Annotated in this window: 15 protein-coding genes and 1 pseudogene; 11 read left to right on the forward strand and 5 right to left on the reverse strand. The window is 57.6% G+C overall.

Annotation, left to right across the window (positions count from 1 at the left end; all coding sequences use genetic code 11):
* The first annotated feature begins 64 nt into the window (after positions 1 to 64).
* The 5 genes from IVB01_RS09520 (at position 65) to IVB01_RS09540 (ending at position 4,357) form a co-directional block, all read left to right on the forward strand.
* Positions 65 to 535, forward strand: coding sequence for a (2Fe-2S)-binding protein (locus IVB01_RS09520; RefSeq protein WP_247494448.1), 471 nt, complete (start codon positions 65 to 67; stop codon positions 533 to 535).
* A gap of 2 nt (positions 536 to 537) precedes the next feature.
* On the forward strand, positions 538 to 2,715 hold the full coding sequence (locus tag IVB01_RS09525; RefSeq protein ID WP_247494449.1) for a xanthine dehydrogenase family protein molybdopterin-binding subunit: 2,178 nt from the start codon (positions 538 to 540) through the stop codon (positions 2,713 to 2,715).
* 34 nt (positions 2,716 to 2,749) lie between these two features.
* Complete coding sequence (locus tag IVB01_RS09530; protein ID WP_247494450.1) at positions 2,750 to 3,175, forward strand: OsmC family protein; 426 nt, start codon at positions 2,750 to 2,752, stop codon at positions 3,173 to 3,175.
* A 37-nt stretch (positions 3,176 to 3,212) separates the two neighbouring features.
* Positions 3,213 to 3,641 carry a cupin domain-containing protein gene (locus IVB01_RS09535; protein WP_247494451.1) on the forward strand — a complete coding sequence of 143 codons (429 nt, stop codon included), beginning with the start codon at positions 3,213 to 3,215 and terminating at the stop codon, positions 3,639 to 3,641.
* 194 nt (positions 3,642 to 3,835) lie between these two features.
* Complete coding sequence (locus IVB01_RS09540) at positions 3,836 to 4,357, forward strand: DNA starvation/stationary phase protection protein (protein ID WP_247494452.1); 522 nt, start codon at positions 3,836 to 3,838, stop codon at positions 4,355 to 4,357.
* A 208-nt stretch (positions 4,358 to 4,565) separates the two neighbouring features.
* Here IVB01_RS09540 and IVB01_RS09545 read toward each other — a convergent pair whose 3' ends face one another.
* The 3 genes from IVB01_RS09545 to IVB01_RS09555 all read right to left on the reverse strand — a co-directional run bounded on the left by IVB01_RS09545 (position 4,566) and on the right by IVB01_RS09555 (position 8,197).
* A complete protein-coding gene (locus tag IVB01_RS09545) occupies positions 4,566 to 6,569 on the reverse strand; it encodes a PAS domain-containing protein (protein ID WP_247494453.1) in 2,004 nt (667 codons plus the stop codon).
* A gap of 114 nt (positions 6,570 to 6,683) precedes the next feature.
* Entirely contained in the window at positions 6,684 to 7,337 is a 654-nt protein-coding gene (locus IVB01_RS09550; protein WP_247494454.1) for a response regulator transcription factor, read from the reverse strand.
* Positions 7,338 to 7,450: 113 nt separating this feature from the next.
* Positions 7,451 to 8,197, reverse strand: a complete 747-nt coding sequence (locus IVB01_RS09555; RefSeq protein WP_247494455.1) for a HAMP domain-containing sensor histidine kinase — start codon at positions 8,195 to 8,197, stop codon at positions 7,451 to 7,453.
* Between the two features lie 349 nt (positions 8,198 to 8,546).
* On the opposite strand from IVB01_RS09555, the gene IVB01_RS09560 reads away from it, so the two are divergent.
* The 6 genes and pseudogenes from IVB01_RS09560 (at position 8,547) to IVB01_RS09585 (ending at position 22,235) form a co-directional block, all read left to right on the forward strand.
* Complete coding sequence (locus IVB01_RS09560) at positions 8,547 to 9,869, forward strand: carbohydrate porin (RefSeq protein WP_247494456.1); 1,323 nt, start codon at positions 8,547 to 8,549, stop codon at positions 9,867 to 9,869.
* 126 nt (positions 9,870 to 9,995) lie between these two features.
* Positions 9,996 to 10,364: a response regulator gene (locus IVB01_RS09565; protein WP_247494457.1), complete on the forward strand. Its 369-nt coding sequence runs from the start codon at positions 9,996 to 9,998 to the stop codon at positions 10,362 to 10,364.
* A 165-nt stretch (positions 10,365 to 10,529) separates the two neighbouring features.
* On the forward strand, positions 10,530 to 16,574 hold the full coding sequence (locus IVB01_RS09570) for an ATP-binding sensor histidine kinase (RefSeq protein WP_247494458.1): 6,045 nt from the start codon (positions 10,530 to 10,532) through the stop codon (positions 16,572 to 16,574).
* Positions 16,575 to 16,693: 119 nt separating this feature from the next.
* Positions 16,694 to 18,295, forward strand: coding sequence for an MASE4 domain-containing protein (locus tag IVB01_RS09575; protein WP_247494459.1), 1,602 nt, complete (start codon positions 16,694 to 16,696; stop codon positions 18,293 to 18,295).
* A gap of 882 nt (positions 18,296 to 19,177) precedes the next feature.
* Positions 19,178 to 19,570: pseudogene (locus IVB01_RS09580) on the forward strand (Arm DNA-binding domain-containing protein); the annotation flags it as partial.
* A 400-nt stretch (positions 19,571 to 19,970) separates the two neighbouring features.
* Positions 19,971 to 22,235, forward strand: coding sequence for a hypothetical protein (locus tag IVB01_RS09585; RefSeq protein ID WP_247494460.1), 2,265 nt, complete (start codon positions 19,971 to 19,973; stop codon positions 22,233 to 22,235).
* 106 nt (positions 22,236 to 22,341) lie between these two features.
* Here the strand turns inward: IVB01_RS09585 and IVB01_RS09590 are convergent, their stop codons facing one another.
* Both IVB01_RS09590 and IVB01_RS09595 read right to left on the reverse strand, forming a co-directional pair.
* On the reverse strand, positions 22,342 to 23,625 hold the full coding sequence (locus tag IVB01_RS09590) for a DUF4238 domain-containing protein (RefSeq protein WP_247494461.1): 1,284 nt from the start codon (positions 23,623 to 23,625) through the stop codon (positions 22,342 to 22,344).
* Positions 23,626 to 23,662: 37 nt separating this feature from the next.
* Positions 23,663 to 25,381, reverse strand: coding sequence for a hypothetical protein (locus IVB01_RS09595; protein ID WP_247494462.1), 1,719 nt, complete (start codon positions 25,379 to 25,381; stop codon positions 23,663 to 23,665).
* Positions 25,382 to 25,551: the final 170 nt, after the last annotated feature.

Raw genomic sequence — 25,551 nt, forward strand, 5'->3', positions numbered from 1 at the left:
GAGTGAGCGACCCGGCGCGACGATGAGTGGTGCCGGCCCTGTCCGGAACACAAGGAGGTGTATCATGGGCTTTACCATCAATATCAACGGAACCCCGCGCAGCGTCGATGTCGATGCGGACACGCCGCTGCTGTGGGTCCTGCGCGACGTGTTGGGCATGACCGGCACGAAGTTCGGCTGTGGGATGGCGCTGTGCGGCGCTTGCACCGTGCATCTCGACGGTTCCGCCATCCGTTCCTGCATCACGACGATTGACAGCGTCGGCGAGTCCACGATCACCACTATCGAGGCGATCGGGGTGACGCCGACGGGTGCGAAGATTCAGAAGGCTTGGCTCGAGCATGAGGTCGCGCAGTGCGGATACTGCCAGTCCGGCCAGATCATGTCCGCCTCGGCGCTGCTCAAGGACAAACCTCATCCGACCGATGCGGACATCGACGATGCGATGAGCGGCAACATCTGCCGCTGCGGGACCTATGTCCGCATCCGGGAGGCGATCAAGCTCGCCGCGCAATCGCAGACGAAGGAGGGCTGAAGATGGCTTTCGATCGCAATGTGTCGGGCGCGTCATACGCGGATCTGTCTCGTCGTAATTTCCTTATCAACAGCGCCGTCGCCGGCAGCGGCCTGGTGCTGAGCGTGAGCCTGCCAGTCGGCCAAGGCAAGGCCCTCGGTTCCAATAGCTTCGCACCGAACGCCTTCATCCGTATCGGCACCGACGGACAGATCGTGCTGACCATGCCCTATGTCGAGATGGGGCAGGGGACCTATACCTCGATCCCGATGCTGATCGCGGAGGAGCTTGAAGTCAGCCTGAAGCAGGTTCGCCTCGAACATGCTCCGCCGAACGAAAAACTCTACGCCAATCCGCTGCTGGGCGTGCAGGCGACCGGCAATTCGAACGCGATTCGCGGCGCCTGGAAGCCGCTGCGTGAAGCGGGCGCGAACGCGCGGGTCATGCTGATCGCGGCCGCCGCCACCCGCTGGGGTGTCGATGTCGCCTCCTGTCATGCCGAAGCAGGCGAGGTCATCCACGCATCGAGCGGGCGGCGCCTCAAATATGGCGAACTCGCCGCAGATGCCGGACGCGGCCCGGTGCCGACCAATGTGGTGTTGAAGAAGCTCGAAGAGTTCAAGCTGATCGGCACGCCTACCAAGCGACTCGACGCGTCGGGCAAGGTCAATGGCACGGCAGTCTACGGCATGGATGCTCGCCCGCCGGGTGTGAGGGTTGCGGCGTTGGCCCAATCGCCTGTTTTCGGCGGCCGGTTGAAGCACGTGGATGATGCCGCAGCCAAGGCTGTCAAGGGCGTGAGCCAGATCGTGCGCCTCGACGATGCCGTCGCCGTCGTGGCCGATCATATGGGCGCCGCGAAAAAGGGCTTGGAGGCACTCAAGATCGAGTGGGACGAGGGCGCCCATGCTGGGCTGAGCACGCAGGATGTCGCACGCGAACTCGAGCAGGCGACACTTAAGGCGGGGGCGGTCGCTCAGACCATTGGTAATGCCGACGAAGCCTTGGCGAACGCTGCGACGAGGGTCGAGGCGAGGTATCAGTTGCCGTTCCTGGCGCACGCCACCATGGAGCCGATGAATTGCACGGTGCATTTCCGAGGCAGTGAATGCGAGATCTGGGTTGGCACCCAGGCGATTACGCGAGTCCAGGCGATGGCGGCGAAGGCCGCCGGCCTGCCGGTCGAGAAGGTGATCGTCCACAATCATCTCATCGGTGGCGGCTTCGGTCGGCGCCTCGAGGCCGACGGTGCGGTGCGCGCCGTCGAGATCGGCAAGCAGGTCGATGGTCCCGTGAAGGTGGTGTGGACGCGCGAAGAGGACATCCAGCATGACATGTATCGGCCCTATTGGGTCGATCGCATCGCGGCCGGCCTCGACAAGGACGGCAAACCGATTGCCTGGAAAAATCGCTTCGCCGGCTCCTCGGTGATGGCACGCTGGCTGCCGCCTGCGTTCAAGGATGGCCTCGATCCGGACACGACGGAGGGCGCGATCGACCTAGTCTACGCCGTGCCGAACTTCCACGTCGAATATGTGCGCGCCGAACCACTAGGCATTCAGACGGCGTTCTGGCGTAGCGTCGGTCCCTCTCACAACGTCTTCGTCACCGAAAGTTTTATCGATGAGCTGGCGGCGGCCGCGCGGCAGGATGCTGTTGTCTATCGCCGCGCGCTGCTCGACCACAATCCGCGAGCGAAGGCCGTGCTCGATCTGGCAGCGGAAAAAGCCGGCTGGAGTTCGCCACTGCCCAAAGGGCGCGGCCGCGGCGTTGCCCTGCAAAACGTGTTCGGGAGCTATCTTGCCCAGGTGGCCGAGGTCGAGGTCGCAAAGGACGGCTCCGTTCGTGTTCATCGCGTGGTCTGCGCGATGGATTGCGGCACCGTAATCAATCCCGACACGGTGCAAGCGCAGATCCAGAGCGGTGTCATCTTTGGCGTGACCGCAGCGCTGTATGGCGAGATCACGCTCAAGAACGGCCGTGTCGAACAGACCAATTTCGACACTTACCAGATCTTACGCATCAACGAGGCGCCCGCGATCGAGGTGCACGTGATCAAGAGCGCGGAGCCTCCGGGTGGAATGGGCGAAGCCGGCACGTCGGGCATCGTCCCCGCGATCGCCAATGCCGTCTTTGCCGCCACGGGAAAGCGGCTACGCAAAATGCCGATCGATACCAACGCGCTCAAGCAGCCGGCATGAGCCGAACCAGTCAGAACAAACGAGGAGAAGTGACATGATTCGCAAAGCAAAAGCGGTTTGGAATGGGAGCGGCCGTACCGGAAGCGGCCACCTCTTCAGCGAATCCGGAGTGCTGGCCGAGACGGCCTATTCCTTCAAGACCCGCTTCGAGAATGAAAAGGGGACGAACCCAGAGGAGCTGATCGCAGCAGCACATGCCGGGTGCTTCACGATGTCGTTGGCATTCGTGCTGCAGAGCGCCGGGTTCACGCCGACGGAACTCGGTACCGACGCAGCCGTCACGCTCGAGGCGGACGGTAAGGGGTTCCGCATCAGTCGATCGGCACTGACCTTGCGGGGCAGGGTGCCAAATCTCGACGACGCGGCGTTTGCTCGCTTCGCCGGCGAGGCGGAGAAGAGCTGTCCAGTGTCCAAGGTTCTCAATGCGACGGTCACACTGGATGCGAAATTGATCCAGTGACCGCAGACTTTCGATGGTCACGAAAAGGAGAGCGCCGATGACCCTCAAACATCAGCCTGATCAGGCCAACTTCAAGGCGATCCTGCCCGAGGACATCGACTGGAAGCCGTTCCCGGCGTTTCCAGTTGGTGCTCGTCTGGCGATCATGGTTGGCCAGCCCGCCGAACCTGGTCCCTATGTGGTCAGGGTCAAGCTGCCCGCCGGCGCGAAGCTGATGCCGCACAGGCACCCGGAAGATCGAATCTACACGGTCATGTCAGGTGTTTTCTACATCGGGCTCGGTAAGACCTTCGATGGCGACAAGGTAAGGGCCTATCCGCCGGGAAGCGTCGTCGTCCTGCCCGGCGAAACCTGGCATTTCCACTGGGCGAAGTCCGGCGAATACGTCACGCAGGTGACGGCGATCGGTCCGCTCGGTCTCGAATATCACGATCTGCATGACGACCCACGCCACCAGCACGCATGAGTGTCTTTTATCCAGCGGTCACATGGTGTCCGGCATGCGTGAGGCCGAGCGGAGCCGGTTGAATCTGGAGGCGACCGTTTATCGCGGCGGGTTCGACGCGAAACGCGGGCGAATTTGCGTACCCCGAGGGCGGGGTCTTGGAATTGATCCTGATTCTGACGTTTTAGGAAGTATCGGCTGAAGGGAGGAAGTTGATGAGTATTCGAGAAGCCAAGGCGCGGAAGACTATATCGCTCCAGACACTCACGGATTTGACGCCGGATGCGATCCGGGAGATCTCGGGTGCGTTGAACATCCTGCTTGCCGATGTGTTCGGCTTGTATCTGAAGACCAAGAATTTTCATTGGCACGTGTCCGGTCCGCACTTTCGCGATTATCACCTTCTCCTCGATGAACAGGGTGACAAGATCTTCGCCACGACCGACGCCATCGCGGAACGCGTGCGCAAGATCGGAGGCACGACATTGCGTTCGATCGGGCATATCGGCCGCTTGCAACGTATTCTGGACAACGACGCAGATTTCGTTACGCCGATGGACATGCTTGCCGAGCTCCGAGGCGACAACAGACAGATCACCGCAGCCATGCGCGAAACACACGGCCTCTGCGACGAGTACGGCGATGTGGCTACCGCGAGTCTATTGGAAAATTGGATCGATGAAGCCGAGCGGCGTACCTGGTTCCTGTTTGAGGCTACGCGGCGCGGGGACGGTTGAAATGATGCGATGACCGCAGCCTGCGAAATTGTGGAGGACGGCTTTGACGTCGCTATTGTCAGCGCCGGCGACGCGGGGATCCGGGCCGTCTGGCTCGACTGTAGGCCCGTGCATTTTCAGCCACTAACCGATAAATCAATCTCGATCCAATCGAAGGAGCGATCTACTGACTTGCAGGAAATTGAAGGGGGTAGATTTCGCAAATTAATTATCCGCCTAGCTTCTCAAGCGATTGTTCCCCGATGGGCAGCATCATGCAAAAGACAGCTCCGTGAGGTTCGTTCGGCGTTGCCCAGAGACGGCCGCCATGCGCTTCGACGATCGAGCGGCAGATCGACAATCCCATCCCCAAACCGCTGGACTTGGTCGTGTAGAAGGCCTCGAAGATACGCGCGAGGCCCGCTGAAGGCAGTCCCGGACCGGAATCACGTACCGCGACGAGTACGCCGTCGGACTCAGCTTTGCTCGTGCTGATCGACAACTCGCGTGATCCCGCCCCGACCTCGGTCATCGCTTCGATGGCGTTCATGATCAAATTTAGGACCACCTGTTGCAATTGCACTTTGTCCCCCAGAATGTGTGGGAGTTCCTTTGCCAGTTGCATCTTCGCCAGGACGCCATTGTCTGACATCGCGGCGCGCGTCAGCCCCATAACGTCCAAAATTGCTTCATTGACTTCCAAGCTCTCCATCCGCACCGGCGCCTTCTTGGAGAAATCCCTAATTCGACTCAAAATATCGGCGGCCCGTTTGCCGTCGTCGATAACACGCTCGATCGCCGGCTTGGTCTTTTCCAAATTGGGTGGCTGGTGGGCGAGCCAGCGCAGCGCGGTTTCAGCATTCGTGAGCAGGGCGGCGAGAGGTTGGTTGACCTCGTGGGCGATCGAGGCGGTGAACTGGCCCATGGTGACCACACGGCTCGCGTGCGCCAGCTCCATTTGAGCATCGCGGAACCGCCGCTCGCTCTCGATCAACTCGCTCTCCGCCCGTTTGCGATCTTCGATGTCGTAGGTTGCCGCGTACCAGGCGATAACCTCGCCGTTCCTGCGCAGCGGCACACGTCGTGTAACAAACCAGCGATATTCGCCATCGGCTCTTCGAAGGCGAACTTCCGACTCGAACGGTTCACCTGTAACAAGTGCGTCATCCCAAGCGGCTTCAAGTCGCGGAATGTCATCGGGATGAGTAATGATGCTGGTGCGCGTGGTCCATTTCGTTGTCGTGAGTCCACTGTATGTGCGTCCGACTTCATTGACGTAGTCGATGATACCGTCGGCCCGATGGCGAAGTACCAGTACAGGTACTGTGTCGATGATCAATTGAAGCTCGTGTCTGGCCTTGGCGAGTTCGGCTTCGCTTTGTCGTAGCGCATCTTCCGTTCGCTTTCTGTCATCGATATCGAACGCGATAGCATACCATTTGATCACTTCCCCCGTTTGGTCACGCAGCGGTACGCGGCGAATACGGTGCCATCTGTACTCTCCATCGGCTTTTCGCAACCGTTGTTCCAGCTCGAATGGCTCTCCTGTCGCGATATGTTCTCGCCACTCGTGTTCGACCATTTCCTCATCGTCGGGATGCAGCGCGCTTCCCCAACGGCGGCCGCCGAAGTTGTCCTGCGAAAGGCCGGTATATTCTCGCCAGTTCTTGTTGCGGAAATCCATGAACCCGTCGGCCCGGTACCGGGCGATCAGTGCTGGGACCGTGTCAACGGTCTGCCGAATCTCCTGCTCGGCTCCTTGCGCTCTTGTTGCAGTCTCGATGCGTTCGGCGTTTTCGACGCGCAGCTTGTCATTTTGCGCCTGCAATTCCCGGAGCATCATCTGCTGGGCGTTGAGCAGCAGTTGAAGCGAGGCCGAAGTTCTTTTCCGTGCAGCCGACAGCAACACAACAAACACTGACGCCACGATAAACAGTCCCAGTCGGAGAATATCGCTGGACTGGAGAGCGAAGGGATAGTCTGGTGAGAGAAGGGGATACTGGAGAGAAAGAAGGGTCAGCACGGAAGCGAGCGCCGCCGGGCCCGGACCTGCTGCCAAGGCCACGAACATGACCGCGCAGAGAAACAACAAGATTGCAGGATCGGCGCCCCACGAGGGATATACCGCAAAAGTCAACACGACGCATGTTGCTGCCGAGACAACTGCAATTGCGTAATTCAGGATTATTGGCCACTTCGAGCTCCGCGAAGGAGCCGATGTCGTCATGATCATCTTTCCTCGCCTGCTCACCGCCAGTTCCGCCTGCGGAGAGGCACTAAAGGCGATCCACAATGCGTACGAACGAAAGGTTCGTATTGCCGGAGGAGTGGACTGACGGGGATACGGCTATCGGCCGAGTTTCCGGAGGGTTGGTTTGAGAGCATCGGCCATCCGAACCAGCTCGGCATAAGTTCGCGCGCCCATTTTGTGCATGGCCGCACCTCGATGAATTTTGACGGTGATTTCGCTGATCCCGAGGTCGCCGGCCACCTGCTTGTTCATCTTGCCGGTCGTGACGAGCAACATCACTTCTTGTTCGCGCGGCGATAGCGTTTCGAAGCGCTCTTTCAGTCGCGAATCGTCGTTCTCGACGACCCGTCGCTGTCGATCGCGCTCGATGGCGCCCAGGACGGCATCGAGCATGTCCTGATCGCGAAACGGCTTGGGAAGGAAATCGACGGCGCCATGCTTCATTGCGTGAACCGACATCGGAATGTCCCCGTATCCGGTCATCATCACCACCGGAATTCCGATGCCGATCTGCACCAGTCGGGTTTGAAACTCGAGACCGTTCATATCGGGGAGTCTGACATCGAGGACAATGCAGCCAGGCCGGTCCGAGAGGTTTGCCGCAAGGAAGTCCTTCGCGGTGGCATAGGTCTGGGTCTGCAGTCCGACCGAGTCAAAGAGACCCTCCAGTGCGCCGCGCATGGAAGCATCGTCGTCGACGACGTGCACGAGGGGCTTTTCGTTTGTGGCCTGCCGCATACCGTTTGCCATGCACCGTCTTTTCACGGATTTGTTAGCACAAATGGAAACGGACGGGGGATCACACCTATGTATAGTCGTGGCTGGGCTCGGCCACTCCCAGAAAGTCCAATTGTGGCGGCACTTTAGTTTGTGTTCGCCGCTGCCGCAGGGGCGTAGATCGAGAACAGCGACCCTTCCCCCACCACTGATCGGACTTCGATCCGGTGACCAAGTACATCGATCGCACGGCGGACGATAGAGAGCCCGATACCCAAGCCGTTGCTGCGTTCGGGCGCAAGACGCGTGAAGGATTCGAAGATTCGAGCCAACTGGTCTCCCGCGATGCCGATACCCGTGTCGTATACATCGATCCTTATTTCGGACCCTTTGCGGCGGCAGCCGATCAAAATGCGCCCTCCGGCCTCCGTGTATCTTGTGGCGTTGGTCACCAGATTTTGGAGGATGCAATCGAGCAGCACCGGATTGCTCATTACATGGGCATCCGTTGGAACGGCTCGAAGATCGATGCCTGCTTGAATAGCGGCATCTGCGTTTTCGTGTCGGAGCCGCCAGAACAGGGGCCCAAGTCCGACGGAGGACACCTCCAACGCGTTGGTCCGCTCGGCCAGGTAAAAGGCATCCACCAGACAATTGAGCTGCTCGGTCAGCTTTGCGACGGCCCGCTCTCCGCGGTCCAACCACGCTTGTTGCGGCATTTGCTCCAGGCGCGAGCGCAGCAGCGAATACGTTCCCTGAATGACCTGCAAGGATTGCCGGAGGTCATGTCCCATCATCCCGACGATCGTCGTCTGAAACTCCTGCGCGGCAAAGGTTTTTGGCTTCCGATCCTGCACGTTCGGCGCGGCGATGAAGTTCTCGATCGTTCTCATGTTTTCCCCCTGTTCGCTCTCCATGGCACAGTTCGATTAAAAGCCGGTCGACGGGATCTTTGCCATCCTACGTTTCGGTGTCGCGGATCAGCTTATCGTATGATGATGGTGGGTGAGGCTCGCCGGCAAGCACTGGGGCACGACAGGGCAGGGAGGGTGCCGTCGCATGACCCTTCGGTATGATTTGCTCAACGCCTCAGTCTGATTCTCCACATCGGTGTTTCCGCACATGGTTCGATGGCTGATCGCGTCGTGATCATCGGGTCATTGCGGCGGGGCGCCAGCCGGGCGCACGTGCGTGTCAGGCGAAGGGAGAACGTCCACCGGAGCCCGTCGTGAAGATTTTGCGATGCGACAACGTACCTTCCCGGTCATCGCGCTCGCGGTGACGATTTACTTCTGGGCGGCAGTCGCGCCGGCCGCAGACCTTGCCAATACCGGCACTGATTACAGTTCGGCAGGGGTGCCCTGGTTGCTCGGCGACTGGGATGGTGCACGAACTAGATTGAAGGCCGGCGGCGTGGATTTTCAGTTGGGTTACGTCGGCGAAATTGCCGGCAATGCAACCGGCGGCTTCCGGCGCCAGGCCGCTTATGCGGATCAATGGGTTGCCGGTGTGACCCTTGACCTTGGTCGGCTGGGCCTTCTCAGAGATGGCAGCGTCCAGGTTACCTTCACCGATCGTAACGGCCGCAATTTGAGCGACGATGCAGGTCTCGGCACACTGCAGGAAGTTCAGGAGATTTACGGTCGTGGTCGGACCGCGCGCCTCACGCGCTTCTGGTATAACCAAAAATTCGCGGACGGTTTGCTGGAGTGGAAGATCGGCCGGATGCCGTTCAGCGAGGATTTTTCGGCTTTCTCGTGTGATTTTCAGAACCTGACATTTTGCGGGACGCCGGCCGGCAATATCATCAGTAACTACATTTACAATTGGCCGATTAGCCAATGGGCGACCCGACTGAAGATCAACCTGGGCTTTGGGTATTTCCAGTTCGCTGCCTTCGACCAGAACCCCAAATATCTCGGCGTCCAGCAAGCGCTACTTCCGGCGTTCTTCTCGGAATCAACAGGTGTCCTGCTTCCGGTCGAGTTCGCGTGGTTGCCGAAGTTCGGCGATCTGCAGGGCGGATACAAGCTTGGTGGCTGGTATGATACCTCGTCAGCGCTTGACGTGGTCACCGATATCGCCGGCGGCCCGGCGGTTGTCACCGGCTTGCCATTCGTGCAAAGCCGAGGCCGATATGGCGCCTACGTCAATTTCCTCCAGCAGATCACACGCAATTCGGTCGTCAATCCCCGCGGTGGCTTGAGTCTATTCCTCAACGTCACGGTCGCCGACCGCCGCACCGCTCTGACAGACGCCCAGGTTGCAGGCGGCCTGGTTTATAGCGGCCTGTTCCGGCCGCGGCCGGATGACGACATCGGGTTTGCCGTGGGGATGACGCAAGTGAACAGCCGGGTGGCCTGGTCCGAAACGTTGCAGAATTTGGCGGGGCTTGGCCCGGTGCCGGTCCGGAACAGCGAGTATATCGTGGAGGCGTATTACACATATCGCCCGCTTGGCGGATTGGAGATTCGTCCGAACGTTCAGTATGTTGTCGATCCGGGCGGGATGAGCCAGAACAGGAACGCCCTCGTATTCGGCCTGAAAACCGTGGCCAATTTTTGAATAATCAACAGTGCTTTCATCAACATGCCGCACGCTATAACACTCTTGTATAATTTCTGGGCATCAGGGGCGCGTGCAAAGTTTCACTTCCCCGTTTCTTCATTCAATTCGGGGCATGGATGCTCTGTGGCAAGATATCTCGAAATCGCAGTCATCGACGATGACGAGTCATTCCGAGTAGCGCTCGTGGAATCGCTGTCCTCGCTCGGATATGGGTCCAGCGGGTACGCCTCCGCAGAGGACTATGTTCGTGTTATTGGCGGCAATTCGTTCAGTTGCGTCGTTTCGGACATTCACATGCCCGGCATGAGCGGGTTGGATCTGATGAAACACCTCGCCGCTCAGGGATCGACGACGCCCTTCGTTTTGATCACGGCGCGTTCAGACGCAAATCTGGAGGCCAAGGCCGAGGCGGCGGGTGCCGTGTGCCTGCTCAGAAAGCCATTTGAAATAGGCGACTTGATTGGGTGCATCGAAGGAGCCGTGAAAGGTTAGAACATCAAGTTGACCAGGGCGGGCGCAAATCCCAGGTTTTTATGCCGCCATGGGGCGACTTCTTCGTTGCACGGTTCAGCAGTTGGTGGCCTCTCTGGATCCGGATTCGCAGCAAGCGCCGTCCAAGACGCTGAGAGAATTTTCTCAATACGAGAGAGCGATACGGTGTGGTTCAACGCGGCCGAGGAACGCGGCGCAGTCGAGGTTTTGTCGCAGGAAGGCGACATCCTTTTGCGCAGGATCACGCGTCAAATTACCAATACCGATCCAAGTACACCGATCACCGTTCTCGCCGCCTCTGAACGTACCGCGCCCAACTTCGACGGGCTTACTCGCGAATACGCGTTGGCGGAATATCTTGATCGCAATTGGGCGCTCCGGCCGCTCGAGCTTTTGCGGGAGCATGGCCAAACTACTCTGATACTTGAGGATCCCGGAGGCGAGTTGCTTAGCCACCTTCTAGATGAGCCTTATGGAGCAGAGAGATTCCTGCGCCTCGCTATCGATATCACTTCAGCTGTCAGTAAGATGCACCAACGAGGTCTGGTCCACAAGGACATAAAGCCCTCCAATCTTCTGGTTAACAGCCGCGACGGAAAAATCCGTCTCACCGGCTTTGGGGTAGCGTCGCGCGTCCCGCGCGAAAGGCAGCCGCCTGAACCGCCGGGTTTCATCGCCGGGACGCTTGCCTACATGGCACCGGAGCAAACGGGAAGGATGAACCGGTCGATTGACTCGCGCAGCGATCTGTATGCGTTGGGCGTCACCTTCTACCAAATGCTGACGGGAAGCCTGCCGTTCAATGCGGTCGATGCGATGGAATTGATCCATTGCCATATTGCGCGACAACCGGCCCTCCTGGACAATCTGGTACCAAGTCTACCGCCGGCCATATCTGCAGTTGTCGACAAACTGCTCGCGAAAGCGGCGGAAGACCGATACCAAACGGCAGCTGGATTGAAACGAGATCTTCAGCGTTGTCTGACGGACTGGGAGACGCGTCGCTGGGTCGACCCATTTCCCTTGGGCGAACACGATATCGCAGGCCAGCTCCTCATCCCGGAAAAACTGTATGGGCGTGAGCGTGAAATCGATACTCTGCTTGCTGCATTTGATAGCGTTATGGTGAAAGGCGAACCGGAGCTGGTGCTAGTATCGGGATATTCCGGTATCGGCAAGTCAGTCGTGGTCAACGAACTGCACAAGGCTCTGATACTGCCGCGCGGTTTCTTTGCGTCGGGCAAGTTCGACCAGTACAAGCGCGACATACCGTACGCCACGTTGGCGCAAGCCTTTCAAGGCATCATTCGTCAACTCCTCAGCCAGACTGAGTCTGAGCTGGACAAGTGGCGCGACGACCTGCATCAAGCATTAGGTCCGAACGGCCTACTCATTTCGGATCTCATTCCGGAATTGAGGCTCATAATCGGAGAACAGCCAACCGTTCCGGAGTTGCCGCCACTGGAAGCGAAGCTTCGATTTCAGCTCGTATTCCGTCGGTTCATCGGCGTCTTCGCTCAACCAGATCATCCGCTTGCATTGTTCCTTGACGATTTGCAGTGGCTAGACGCCGCTACGCTCGATTTGATCGAGAATTTGCTGACGCAGCCGGATGTCCGCCACCTGCTGCTGATCGGTGCTTACCGCGACAACGAGGTCGGGCCTGCGCATCTGCTGACGCACAAGCTCGAAATGATCCGACAAAGCGGAAAGGAGGCGAGACGTATCGTCCTCGCTCCCCTGGGGACTGACGATTTGACCCGGCTTATAATGGATTCATTCCACTGTGAGACCGGTCGAGCGGGCCAGTTAGCGGCGCGAGTATCTGAGAAGACCGCGGGTAATCCGTTCTTTGTCGTTCAGTTTATCACCACGCTGGTGGATGAGGCACTCATCGCGTTCGATTACGCTGATGCGCGATGGTGCTGGGATCTGGGCCGCATAGATGCCAAGGGCTTCACTGACAACGTGGTGGACTTCCTGGTAGGCAGGCTGAACCTGTTACCCATCCTCACCCAAGAAATCATGCAACTGTTTGCATGCTTGGGACATGTGACTGACGCCGTCACTCTGGCGATGGTACGCGCGACATCGAAGGAAGATACTAATGCAGAAATTTGGCAAGCCGTCCGCGCGGGGTTTGTAGTCCGCCTGAACGATGGCTACGCGTTCGCTCATGATCGCGTTCGCGAGGCGGCATACGCGCTGATACCTGCTCACGTGCGAGCAGCCGCGCATCTTCGTATCGGGCGTTTGATGCTGTCGCAAACAGCAACCGATGCGCTTGAAGATGGCATCTTCGAGATCGTCAATCAGCTCAATCGCGGTGCCGACTTGATTTATTCCCCGGGGGAGCGCGAACAACTCGCCGAGCTCAATCTGATGGCAGGCAGGAGAGCCAAGAGTTCGGCAGCCTATGCGTCGGCATTGGCGTATTTTACTGCCGGCGCCGAACTTCTATCAGAGGAAGATTGGGGACATTGCCAAGCGCTCGCCTTCGCGTTGGCTCTTCAGCGAGCTGAGTGCGAGTATGTCACGGGCGATTTAGCATCGGCACAGGAGCACCTCGCTACCCTTTACCGCCGGGCCCGAAGTCTCACCGACCGCGCTGCCGTCACGTGCTTGAGGGTGGACCTGTTCACGAACTTGGATCGGGCTGACCGCGCGGTCGAAATCGGGCTGGAGTGCCTTGAACATGTTGGCATCAAGTGGCCGCTCCATCCCACTGACGACACCGTGGCGCAGGAATACGAGCGGATTTGGCAATTGCTCGGTCGGCGTCCGGTCGAGGATCTCGTCAATTTGCCCCCGATGACTGATGTGGACCATCGCGCCACGCTCGATGTGCTCACTTCAGTTCACGCCCCAGCTAATTTCATCGACGGGAATTTACTTGCCCTCACCATCGGCCGCATGGCGAATCTCAGCTTTGAGCATGGTAATGCCGACGGGTCCTGCTTCGCTTACGTTTTTCTGGGCATGATCCTACAATCGAGGTTCGGTAACTACGACGCGGGATTCCGCTTCGGCAAGCTCGGCGTCGATCTGGTGGAGCAGGGTGGGCTCGATCGATTCAAGGCCCGCGTCTACTTAAACTTCGGGAACGCCATCAATCCCTGGACCAGGCACGTACGTACCAACTTCGACTTGCTGCGCCGCGCTCTTAACGCGGCACAGGAAACCGGCGACCCCACCTTTGTGGCGTATAGCTACGCCAACATGATTTCGACTCATCTCGCCGCAGCAAGCCTTTTGAGCGAAGTGCAGCGAGAAGCCGAGATCGGATTGGCTTTCGTTCAGAAGGCTCGATTCGGCACCGCCGCCGACTTGATCCTCGGACAACTCGGTCTTATCCGAGCGCTCAGGGGCCTAACGGTTGATCTATCATCGTTCAACGACGATCAATTCGACGAGCGTCAGTTCGAGCGGCATCTCGACGCGGATCCCGGCCTTGCGATGCCGGCCTGTTGGTATTGGATCCGAAAACTGCAGGGCCAATTTTATGCCATAGACACTCCATCCGCTGTCGCCGCCAGATCAAAAGCGCAAACACTGTTGTGGACAGTACCTGGGTTCCTTGTGCTGGCGGACTTCCACTTCTATGGAGCGTTGGCGCTCGCTGCCCAATATGAGGATACTTCGGAGGACAAGCGACCAGAATTGCTGAAGGCGTTGGAAGCCCACTACAAGGAGCTTGCAGCTTGGGCGATGCGATGTCCCGAAAATTTCGAGAACCGCGCCGCACTTGTTGGCGCTGAGATCGCGCGCATTGAAGGCAGTGAGCTGGAGGCCGAAAGGTTGTACGAGCGCGCGATTCAGTCCGCGCGCACGAACGGTTTTGTCAACAATGAAGCGATCGCCAGTGAGCTTGCAGCGGGCTTCTACGCCTCGCGCGGATTTGAGACGATCGCGCATACCTATTTGCGGGAGGCCCGGTCCTGCTATCGACGGTGGGGCGCCGAGGGCAAGGTGCGCCAACTGGAAACGCTTTATCCCTATCTGCGGGAGATCGAGCCCACACATGCCGCCGCGGCGACGATCGCAACCGGGATCGATCACCTCGATCTTGCGACCGTGGTCAAGGTGTCGCAAGCGCTGTCAGGTGAGACGGTGCTAGGGAAACTGGTCGATACGCTCATGCGCCTGGCGATCGAGCACGCGGGCGCTGAGCGAGGCGTGTTGCTTTTATCGCGCGGGAATACACTCCGGCAGGAAGCCGAAGCGATCGTCGGCGAAAATAGCATCGTCGTCCGTCGACCGGAGGAGTCCGCAGCACTGTTTCCAGAAACAATCGTTCAATATGTAAGGCGAGTTCGGGAGATCGTGATTCTCGACGATGCGTCGGTTCACCCGACACATTCCGTGGATCCGTATGTGCGTGGCCGCAGGACAAGGTCTGTCATGTGCCTGCCGCTTGTCAACGAAGCCAGGATAAACGGCGTGCTCTATCTTGAGAACAATCTCACTCCCGGCGTCTTCACGTCGAGCCGAGCTACGGTACTGAAGCTGCTGGCATTACAAGCTGCAATCTCTCTCGAAAACGCCTATCTCTATGGCGATTTGGCGCAAGCGGTCGAACGTCAGAAGCAGGCAGAGGCTTATCTCGCGGGAGAGAAGCACGTATTGGAGTTGATCGCATCGGGGCGACCTCTTCGGGAGGTGCTCGCCGCGCTGTGTAGGTTTTTTGAGGAAGCCGCGCCGGATTGCCACTGCGGCATTTATCCGATCGATGGCCGCAACAAAACCTTCGAATTCGGCGTCGCGCCCTCTCTCCCAGCCGGCTACACCCAGCCAATCGAGGGAGTATTGGTTGCTGCCGATGACTCCCCGCGCGGCCGATCAATCAGTCAAAATGCGCAGGTGATCACTGAAGACATTGAATCGGACCCGCGCTGGATGGAGGCTCCTTGTCGCAGCCATGTATTGGAGCACGGGCTTCGAGCGGTTTGGAGTACGCCAATTTGCTCGCGGGAGGGGCCGATCATCGGCACCATTTGCGTGTACCAGCAACGGCCGGGTAGTCCGTCTCCGCATCACCAGGAAGTGATTGCGCATGTTGCGCACCTAGCCAGTATCGCGATCGAGCGTTCACAGGCTGAAGCCGCGCTCAAGCGAAGTGAATTCTATCTCACGCAAGGTCAACGGATAAGTCTAACGGGTACTTTTGCATGGGAAGTAGCGACGGATGAGATCACGTTTTCAGATCAACTGAAGCGGACTTGGGAGCTCGAACCCTTTACCGTTGTGACGTTCGATCTGCTTCGTGAGCGTACCCATCCCGAAGATCGCCGAATGTCGAGTGTCTACCTGGATCAGGTGCGTGCGGGATTTGACAATCCGGATTATGAATTGCGGCTAAAAATGCCGGATGGTCGAGTCAAATATCTATGGGTGTGCGCGCGTGTGGTGAGACACGACGATGGCCGGCTGGAATGTCTCGGTGCGATTCAGGACATCACACGACGTCGGCTCGCGGAAGATGCGCGCGACAAGGTCCGCTCCGAGCTGGCGCATGTAAGCAGGGTCGTCAGCCTTGGAGCATTGACGGCGTCTATCGCGCACGAGGTAAACCAGCCCCTTGCGTCCATATTGACAAGCGGTGAGACTGCACTGCGCTGGCTAGACCAGCCAGAGCCCAATTTCGAGAAGGTGCAGCAAGTCCTGAAGCGTGTCGTCAATGATGCGCGACGGGCAGCAGACGTCATCGACCGTGTTCGCACGATGGCAAGCAAGGGGGCGCCCCGGCGGTCGGAGATTGCGCTCGCTGACATCATCAAAGAATGCACGGTTTTGTTGCATCAGGAATTCCAATCGAAGAATGTGTCGAATTCGCTCGATTTGGCATCCGACCTGCCGAAGGTGATGGTCGACCGCACCCAATTGCAGCAGGTTATCGTGAACCTTGTCATCAATGCGATACAAGCCATGACCACGTCGGAAGAGGCGCACAGGAAAATTGTCATTCGAACACAGCAGATCGATGCGGAAACGGTCCGCTGCGTTGTCGAGGACAGCGGCCCCGGCATCGACGCCGAGCATCTGCCGCGCCTGTTCGACAGTTTTTTTACGACCAAGGAAACGGGGATGGGACTGGGCTTACCCATCGCGCGGTCGATCATTGAAGCACACAACGGGCTCATTCGGGCCGACAACGAATCGACCCTTGGCGGGGCCAGACTTATCATCGAACTGCCTGCAAGAGTTCCGTGAGCCTATGGTCGATCCACGAATGACAAGGCTAGTGTCTGGGACGAGCTAAATAGTGATTGGTGCCGGTTAAGACCCGATGGTGTTGAAGGCTCTGAGATTTGCAGCCCGAGAGGATATCGATGGCTTCGCGCGAGGGAGACCTGGTTCTCTCGAACTTGCCGCCCAGCAGGACGCAGCAGAAACTCGCCCTCAGCGTCGCACTGGTGATCGTGCTGGCGGCGTTTCTCATATCGGCGACAGGAGAACAGCAGGTCAGACTGGCGGCAATAGACGCCCTGGTGCCTCTTTATGGCATGGCGATGTTCGCGAGCGACTCGATTACCGCAGTTTTGCTGTTCACGCAGTTCTCCATAGTTCGCTCGCGTGCGCTTCTGGTAATTTCAAGCGGTTATGTCTGGACCGCGCTGGTGGTAATCCCCTGGCTCCTCTCGTTTCCCGGTGTGTTTGCCCCACGTGGCCTTCTGGGCGGGAGTTCTTCCGAGATTACGGTCTGGCTCTACACCCTGTGGCACGCCGGCTTTCCCGTGTTCGTCATTGTTTATGCGTTGTTGAAGGATGCAGAGCCTGCGATGCGACTGAGGAGATTCTCTGCGGGTTCGGCTATCCTTTCGTGCATTATTGTTACGGCAGCCAGCATATCTGCGGCGACATATCTATTGATAGCTCTCCAGCCGTACCTGCCAAGCTTCATGATCGATGCAGTAATGTTTTCTGGTTTGTGGTACTATACCGCAGCGATCATAGCGCTGTTGAGTGCTCTGGCCATTATCTTGCTTTGGGTCCGGCGGAAGTCCTTGCTCGATCTTTGGTTGATGGTGGTCATGCTCGTTTTCCTGACGGAAGTTCTCATAAGCAGTTTTCCGGTTTCGGCGCGCTTCACCCTTGGCTGGTATGCCGGCAGGACCTGCAGCTTGCTGTCCGGCAGTCTCATTCTGTTTGTCTTGCTGTACGAGATCACCATCGTCTATGCGCGCCTGATTGGTGCCGTCCGGGCCCAGAGTCGCGAGCGCGGCGCGCGTCTGATCACTGGCGATGCGGTCGCAGCCACGATCGCTCACGAGATCAAACAGCCACTTGCTGCAATTATTACCAGGGCGGAGACGGGCCTGCGTTGGCTTGATCGCACGACGCCTGAGCCCGATAAAGCGAAGGAGCAATTCAAGGAGATCGTCGCGGATGGTCGTCGCGCGGGCGCGGTGATGGAAGGTATTCGGGCGAACTTCAAGAAGGACGCCCAGATCAGAACCTGGCTCGACATCAATATGCTTATCGAGGAAACCTTGACCCTTGTACATAGTGATCTACAGCAGCAGCGGATCTTGGTTCGCATAGAATCGCGCGGAGAGCTACTGCAGATCATGGGAGACCGAATCCAACTTCAGCAAGTGCTCCTGAACTTGATCACAAACGCCATCGAAGCAATGATCGCGGTCGGGGAGGGACCTCGCATTTTAGGCGTGAGGTCTGAGTTGAACGAGGATGGCGGCGTAGCGGTATCGGTTTCGGACACCGGAAAAGGCATCGAGCCGCAAGATATCGATCAGATATTCAACCCACTGTTCACGACTAAGCCTGAGGGTATGGGGATGGGTCTGTCGATTTGCCGTTCCATCGTCGAATCTCACGATGGAAACTTGTTGGCCTTCCCTAATTCACCCCAGGGCGCCGTGTTTCAAATCGTCCTGCGCCCTAGTATGACGACATCGCCGGCGTCAGCGTGATGCCGAGCGGATCATTATTTTTGCTTTACACGTTCGGCGCTCTGGTCTCGAAACGATTCCCTGCCCAGTCGGCGCATATATGGTTTGCTGATTTCCGACAGCAGCATTAGGCGAACGTTGAAAAGCGCGTAGACACAGCATCAGCTGTCGGAAAGAAAAAGATCACGTTTGATCACTTGCAGGTGAGCCGTGACCAAACGTGTAGGCAGGATAGCGGGTAGGATTTTTGTGCACCAGACTATCGTGCTGTCTTGCTTCGCTCCGAACTGAACCAAATTGAATCTAACGTTAGCCCGGCGCCTCACGATACGAACCACGTAGGTGAGAATAGTGGTTCTGGCTACGGCGATTGCGACCGTGCTACGAGAGTAGCGCCAAATTGCGCCCTCGTTCGAGTCTCCGCGATATCGGTCGCTTTCGCCCGACCTAAGGTCGTGGACTTTCGAACTGAACTCGCTCAGGCGCTCACGAAATGCCTCACGCGAAAGATTTGGATGAACTATCGCGGGTTCGGCTGCTTTTCGACCGATGTCGTTAGTTGCCGGGTTTTATGTACTCGGCGACGGATTTTCCTCCGGACTGCTTACTCGCTGGAATAAGGCAGAGATCAAGCTCAAGTCCGCACGTCCATACCGCGCTGAAAGATAAAGGAGAATCTGGCGCACCCGACACGATTCGAACGTGTGACCTTTGCCTTCGGAGCAATTTAACCTGCCCTACGCTGAATTGCGATAGGGCACTCAATGCTTCGCTATCTTACTAAAATCGTTATGGAAACTGGAAGCGGCGGCCCGCAGCTCCTACCCTGCTGCTCGCCCCGATTTCTCCCCAACTGCTTACGTGGTGCTTACGCGGAAACGGGCTTCAAGTCGGAGGGATTCGATGACAAAGCTCAGTAAGCGGATCGTCGACGCCGCGGAAGCCCGGGTGAAAGACTACGTCATTTGGGATGATGAACTGCCTGGCTTTGGTCTTCGGGTGTTCGCATCAGGCAAACGTAGCTACCTGATCCAGTATCGTTCGGCCGGTCGTTCGCGTCGATACACTATCGGCCAGCATGGCGTCTGGACGCCGGAGCTTGCAAGGAAAGAGGCGAAAGTTCAGCTAGGGCGGGTTGCGCAAGGCGACAATCCGGCCGAGGAGCGTCAGCTGGATCATAGTGCGATCACAGTGAAGGAACTTTGCGACCTCTATTTCACCGACCTAAAGACGGGTCTCATACTTGGAAAAGGCGGGCGCCCAAAAAAAGCGTCAACCATCGTAACCGACACTGGCCACATTATCCACACACTCGATACGGCGCTCATCATGGCGGCAGATACGATCTCAGGTTACATTCGGGGTCTTCTCGACGGCAAGGAATTTAAACACACCGCTTACGCTCTCGATCGAGATTCCCGAAAGGCAGCGCTCGCCCGGTTCCTGCGCAAAGCCGCCGGTGAATCAGCTGCGATAGTCGCGGCCGAGCCACCTCTAGCGGCTTGATATCCAGGCGACAGGAAGCTCGCCGCAGGTACACTCGCGGGGCCTTTCGAGTCTTAACGCGCAATCGGTGGTCGGGACCGCATCAAGTATGGAGACGGATAGTCCTGCCTGCTCAAAATAAAAGATAGTGATAAACTCAAGGTCACAAAATCCAACGGATGTTCTAATCTTATTTTTTTGGGGGTATCGGGTGGTCGCGCAGGCTCAGGGTCCTTGGACGTCTTTGGCACTTCATACTCTCGGCTGGAAAGCATTTCAGGATCTTGGCGCTCAAGTCTGTGAAGAGGTTCTCGGGCGCACCGTTTCAATCTATCGGGAGGCGCAAGACGGTGGACAAGACGCCGTATTTCTCATGGCATCGGCGAAAAATCCAAAGACAGGTGTGGGTACGGTTCAGTGTAAGTTCACCTCGGATCCCGGTCGCCGACTCCGAATATCTGATCTCAATCGGGAAGAGGAAGCTGTTCGGGGACTCGTAGCAAGCGGGCAAGCGGAGACCTACGTTCTTCTAACGAATATGGGGGTCGACGCGCCCGTCGCTGTTTCTCTGCGCGCCAGACTGGTCGAGCTGGGTGTCAAATTCCCGCACATTCTAGGCGGAGAATTCCTGACCTGGTCCATACGCCGGAGCGCGCACCTCCGGGCTTTGGTCCCAAGAGTCTACGGGCTAGGAGACCTTTCAACGATTTTGGACGAACGGCGCGCGGCGCAAACGAAGCATTTGCTAGGCCACCTGGTTGACACGCTGAAAGTGTATGTTCCGACCGGCGCTCACCGAAATGCAATTCGACGCTTGGCGGAAAGTGGCATCGTTCTCTTGCTCGGAGAACCTGCTACCGGCAAGTCAACAATTGCTGCCATCCTAGCAACCACGATGGCAGAAGAGGAGGGGCACGAGAGCCTCAAGTGCGAGGGTCCGATGGACCTGTCCGACCGATGGAATCCCAACGAGCGAAACCGCTTCTATTGGGTAGACGATGCCTTTGGCGCCACCCAAACGCGGGCTGATTACGTTGATCATTGGATTTCGATCATGCCAAAAGTTCAGGCCGCTATCGCGTCAGGAAACCGATTTGTACTCACCTCACGCCGGCACATTTACGAGGCGGTCAAGTCCAAACTCGGCACGCGCAATCATCCGGCATTAAAGTCCGAACGGGCGATCGTTGATGTAGGAGACCTCACGAACCACGAGCGACAGCAAATTCTTTATAACCATATCAAAGCCGGTCAACAGACGACCGCGTGGAAAAATGCAGTCGCGCCGCATCTGGATGCGATCGCAACCGAAAGCCGCTTCATTCCCGAAATTGCGCGCCGCCTTGGTGATCCCTTATACACCGCGCGGCTGGGGGTAAGTCACGCCTCACTGCTGGCCTTCGTCCGCGCTCCGAAGCCGCATCTCATTGAGGTAATTGAAGAGCTCGGTCGGGTTCATCAGGCGGCGCTCGCCCTCGTTTATATCCACCGGAGCCAACTTCCCGCCAACGCTGGCAGTGACGTTACATGGGACTTAGTCGCCAATGCATACGGCGTTGACAAAATCTCTCTTGGAGAGGCGCTTCTTGAAATTGACAAGTCGTTTGTCGTCAGAACGACTGATCAACATAAGACTTGGTGGACATTCAAGCATCCCACAATTGTTGATGCGCAATCCGAAATACTCGGCCGTAGGCCGGAACTCACCGAGCTCTATCTTCGGGGAGCGCACTGGCGCGATATTCTGTCAGAGGTGGTGTGCTTTGACGCCGAAATCATCAAGGATGCTGTGGTCATCCCGAGTACACAACTGAGTTTGCTCGTGAGCCGTTTGCGCGAAATCCCGGACGAGCCGGAAGCCAACCAAAGCTTGTACGAATTTCTTGCAACGCGTGCGTCAGATGACTGCCTGCGGGCTGTTCTCGCTCTCGATCCTGATTTACTCCATCGAGACAATCAGTACTGGTCGAAACTTGCATATGACCCGAAACTCAGAACAGCTGCACGCCTCTATCGGATCGGTCTCCTGGCCGATGAATTTCGCGAACAGCTTGTTGATCGAATGAGGAGCCGGTTCTCCTCCAGTCTCGACGCATCCTTTCTAGAGCAGAGTAGCTTGCTAGATTTATTCGATCCCCGCGATCTAATGAGGTTCACGATGGAGGTGCGAAACACGCTGCCTGCGTTGGAGGACCATGCAAGATCCATCGAAGAGAATGCAAGCGATCATTACGACGCCGAGATGGGATTTGATGATTATCGGTCGGCCGTAGAAATCTTCGAAGAACTATTTGAGGAAGACGAAGAAGCGCCCTCTCTCATCGAGAATGCCAAGTACGTGATGGACGCCGCAACAGATCGAATGAAAGCACGTTTCCCGAAGCCGGTCCCGGTGTGGTCAGGGAAAGATCTGGCTCCTGAAGTTCCTAAGGCACCAGCCTCGGCCAGATCCATCTTCAGCGACGTAGCTCGATAATGTCGTGGTCGGCTAGTGCGGAGAGTAGCGTCACTCGATTTCACCAGCGACAACGCAACTCGCTTCACTGGTCGATCCACTCAACGATATTCGCAGCTAACGCGCATCAAGATCGATCGCCAGCGGCCCTATCGAGACGCTTTCCTAATTCTCTCAGATCGGGGTCGCGGTGAACCACACGGAACCAACCGTCATCGGGGTTACCGACACGTTCGATCATAGCACTTCCGAGCATGCGCCTGCGGTGTCCGTCAACATAGAGCTCGGCGCGAAGCATGCCGGGGTCCGCTGCGATCTGCGAAAGCAATGCGATTTGACCGGTGCGGGCTGAGATCCCCTCTCCAGTCTGATCAATCTCCGTGATCTCTAACATCGCATGATCATGCGGGCCGTGTACGACAAGATGCGTTCCATTCGGCATGCCGGCGCGGCTTGGATGTGCGCGGCCCATTTCGCCGATCGTCGCGTGCGTCGTGACGGACCTCAAGTCGGGGTACTGCTTTAGAAGCGCTCGTGCGGTACCGAAGTCATCGATGTTCGCGTAGACATAGCGAGCACTGTGAACGATCTGCAGACGATTGAGATGGAGGACCAGGTCGTTGTCGATCTCGATTGGTTCGCCAGACCTCAGGCCCGCTCGATATCGGCCCATCCGTGCCTTCTGTCCTGCTTCAAGACGCGCGTGCCCAATTAACTCATACCGCTTGACGATCGTCGGACAATGAAGCGCGATCATGAACTTCGGTGATACTGGCAGGTAGACGAGCACACCGTGCGAACCAAGCCCGACGTCTCCGTAAGGAAATGCGTTTGTTACCATGACCGGATGGTCGGAAATAATGAGCCGATCATTTCCACCTATTTCGTATAGCGCGGGAAACAATCGAAGAAGCGCGACGACGTGTTCACTGCGATCAAGGAACGTCCTCAGGGACCCGAGCCGTAGGGCAGCATCGGATGGCATGGCAGTGGCCGGATTCTGGTCTGGATCGTAACCGAATTGACGCACTGTCTCCCGCAACCGCGCGGCAATGTGCGCTGGCGTGCTCCGGCTAAACTGAGTGCGCAAAAGTTGGGTAGCAAAAAAGTCAGCCAAAGCAATACGGTCATCTACCGCGAGCCAAAACATGGACCTGCGGGATAGAATCTCCGCTACGAGACGCGCGGAGCGCGAATCCACCTCTTGGAATAAATCCTCGAAGTTCCACTTGCTCGCGCCGAGGTTGACCGTATTGAAGTCGTTCTCGGAGCCCGCGTTCAGTATCGATGCCCGGAACGAACGGTCGGTTCGCTTGTCGAGCGCAAAAAGGTACTGTCCGTCTGCATCGGCCGCGAAATGACGGAGTTGAGCTTGGGGTACAAAGTGGTGTTTTTTGGAGGAATGAGCCATCTTCCTGATGATCGCCTTTTGGGATTGTACCACATAGCTATCGGCGTGAACGTTTCGCTGGCAGCAGATCAATGCATCGCTGCCGAGTGATGTCGTCGATCGTGAATTCCTCCGGCGATTTACCGCCTAGTTCGCGTCGTTTGCTGGTCATCCATAGGTGGGCGCGTTCGACATCATAGTATCGTGACTGCGCCAGCGCGGCGAGCGCTGCCACGGCCGCCGCCCTCCGTTCGCGAGCCTGGTCCAATGCTTTCATCTCTCGGACTTTGTGATCTAGCGCGCGAATCGCGTCGTCGAACCCTGCTTCACTTTGTGCTGCCACGTCGATAGGGGACTGCCGGCTTGTCTTTAGGTCCGGCTTTGCCAGCCATGCTTCCGCTTCCTCACCTGTCTGTTCGACTGCACGATTTCGCAGCCTTGCTATGCGAGCTGCCTTGTCTGCTTCTAGCTTCAATTGCTTGGCTCGTTCGCGCTCCTCTTCCTCGGCACGCTTGTGCTCGATCGCTCGTAAAAGCGAGCCCTCATAGGGAAGGCCGTGTAGGTCAAGCCCTCGCCGAGGGGAAAATCTTATCTGGGTCGCTATATTGGTCAGTTGGTGGAGCAACGATCGCCATCGTTCGTCGCTGAAGTGGGTAGCGTCGCTCGGCGAATAATCACGGCCCGGCAAGCTCGCGGCCCACCATTGATCGAACGCGAAGGATTCTGTCTCTTGCGTTGGAAGGCTGGCGAGCATTCCGGCGACAAGGTCGCGGACCTCGTTCCCGCGTTTTACAGGGCGCTGGCGCAGGTCTCGCGCTTCCTTAACCCGCATACGCAGCATATTAGAAGCTTGCCAGACCTCAGTGCGGCCGGAATGAAGGGCGCCAAGTTGTTCAAGTTGCCGTAGATACGCTTCGACGGTCCTGATCGGAGAGTTGAAGGGTGTTCCGTCTTCTCTCACCTCGCTGGCGATCTCATCGGAGATCTCCGCGAACCTAGGGTCCAACCAGCCCTTGCTGCGAAGCACTTCAAGCCCATTGCGTGTTCGGAATGACCGTGTCTTTGCAGAAACAAGCGCCAACAAGACCGCTGCTTGCCATTCTGCAACACCCGTCGTAAAACAACCAGCGCCGTCGACTGGCAGATTGATGAGGTCGTCGAGGCCATCGTTGCGAGCGACAGTCTCATATGTGCCGTGTCCTAGTCCATTCGCGGGCGAACGGTGTCGATAGGCGGCTCGATGATGTTCGACCTGCTTCTTTCTTTCGTCGGCACGCTGTCGGGCTCTATCCTTAAGGCGATCGCGCGCGTCCCGCGCGCGTGGGTTATGTAGCCATATTCTTGGTGCATTGTAGAGGATTTCATCGCCGATTTCGTTCAGCATGTGATCGCGATACTGCGAAAGATCGATCTCGATAGCGCCAACATCCATCATCTGGATCCGTGCGAGTTTTTCTTCGTCGCACGAATGGGTCACTTTGAATTCAACGATCAATCGGCGATCACGCAGGAGCAACATGACGTCGGGAACAATCTGCCCGGCTTTCGCTTCGAGGATCGCCCGATCGAAAGTCCGTGTTTCCGCCTGGACAACAATCTCCCGGTCGCCACGTTCGGCAACGTGCATCGCTGGGAGAGCAATTTCGAGTCGTTCATCAAGAATCTGTTTTGCAAATTTATGAAGAGCGGTCTCACCGGCAGACGCGCACGATCGGCCATCCTGTTGCGCGTGATGTGCAAAGTGATGCGCCTGGACATTGCCCTTCTTCGCGACCATTGGCCTGCCGCAGCCGGGGCATGAACAATCGCAGGCAAGGCCCGATGGGACATCGTCGATGTGCAAGAGCTGGCCATCAGATCCCTCGGCCACGAAGGCGCCGCCTTGCTCTGTACATGCGAAGAGTTGGCCCAATAGTATCGGTGACATCGTTGTAGCCTCACACGATC

Origin of the sequence: Bradyrhizobium sp. 164, from assembly GCF_023073715.1 — a bacterium.
In the GTDB taxonomy this organism is placed as follows: domain Bacteria; phylum Pseudomonadota; class Alphaproteobacteria; order Rhizobiales; family Xanthobacteraceae; genus Bradyrhizobium.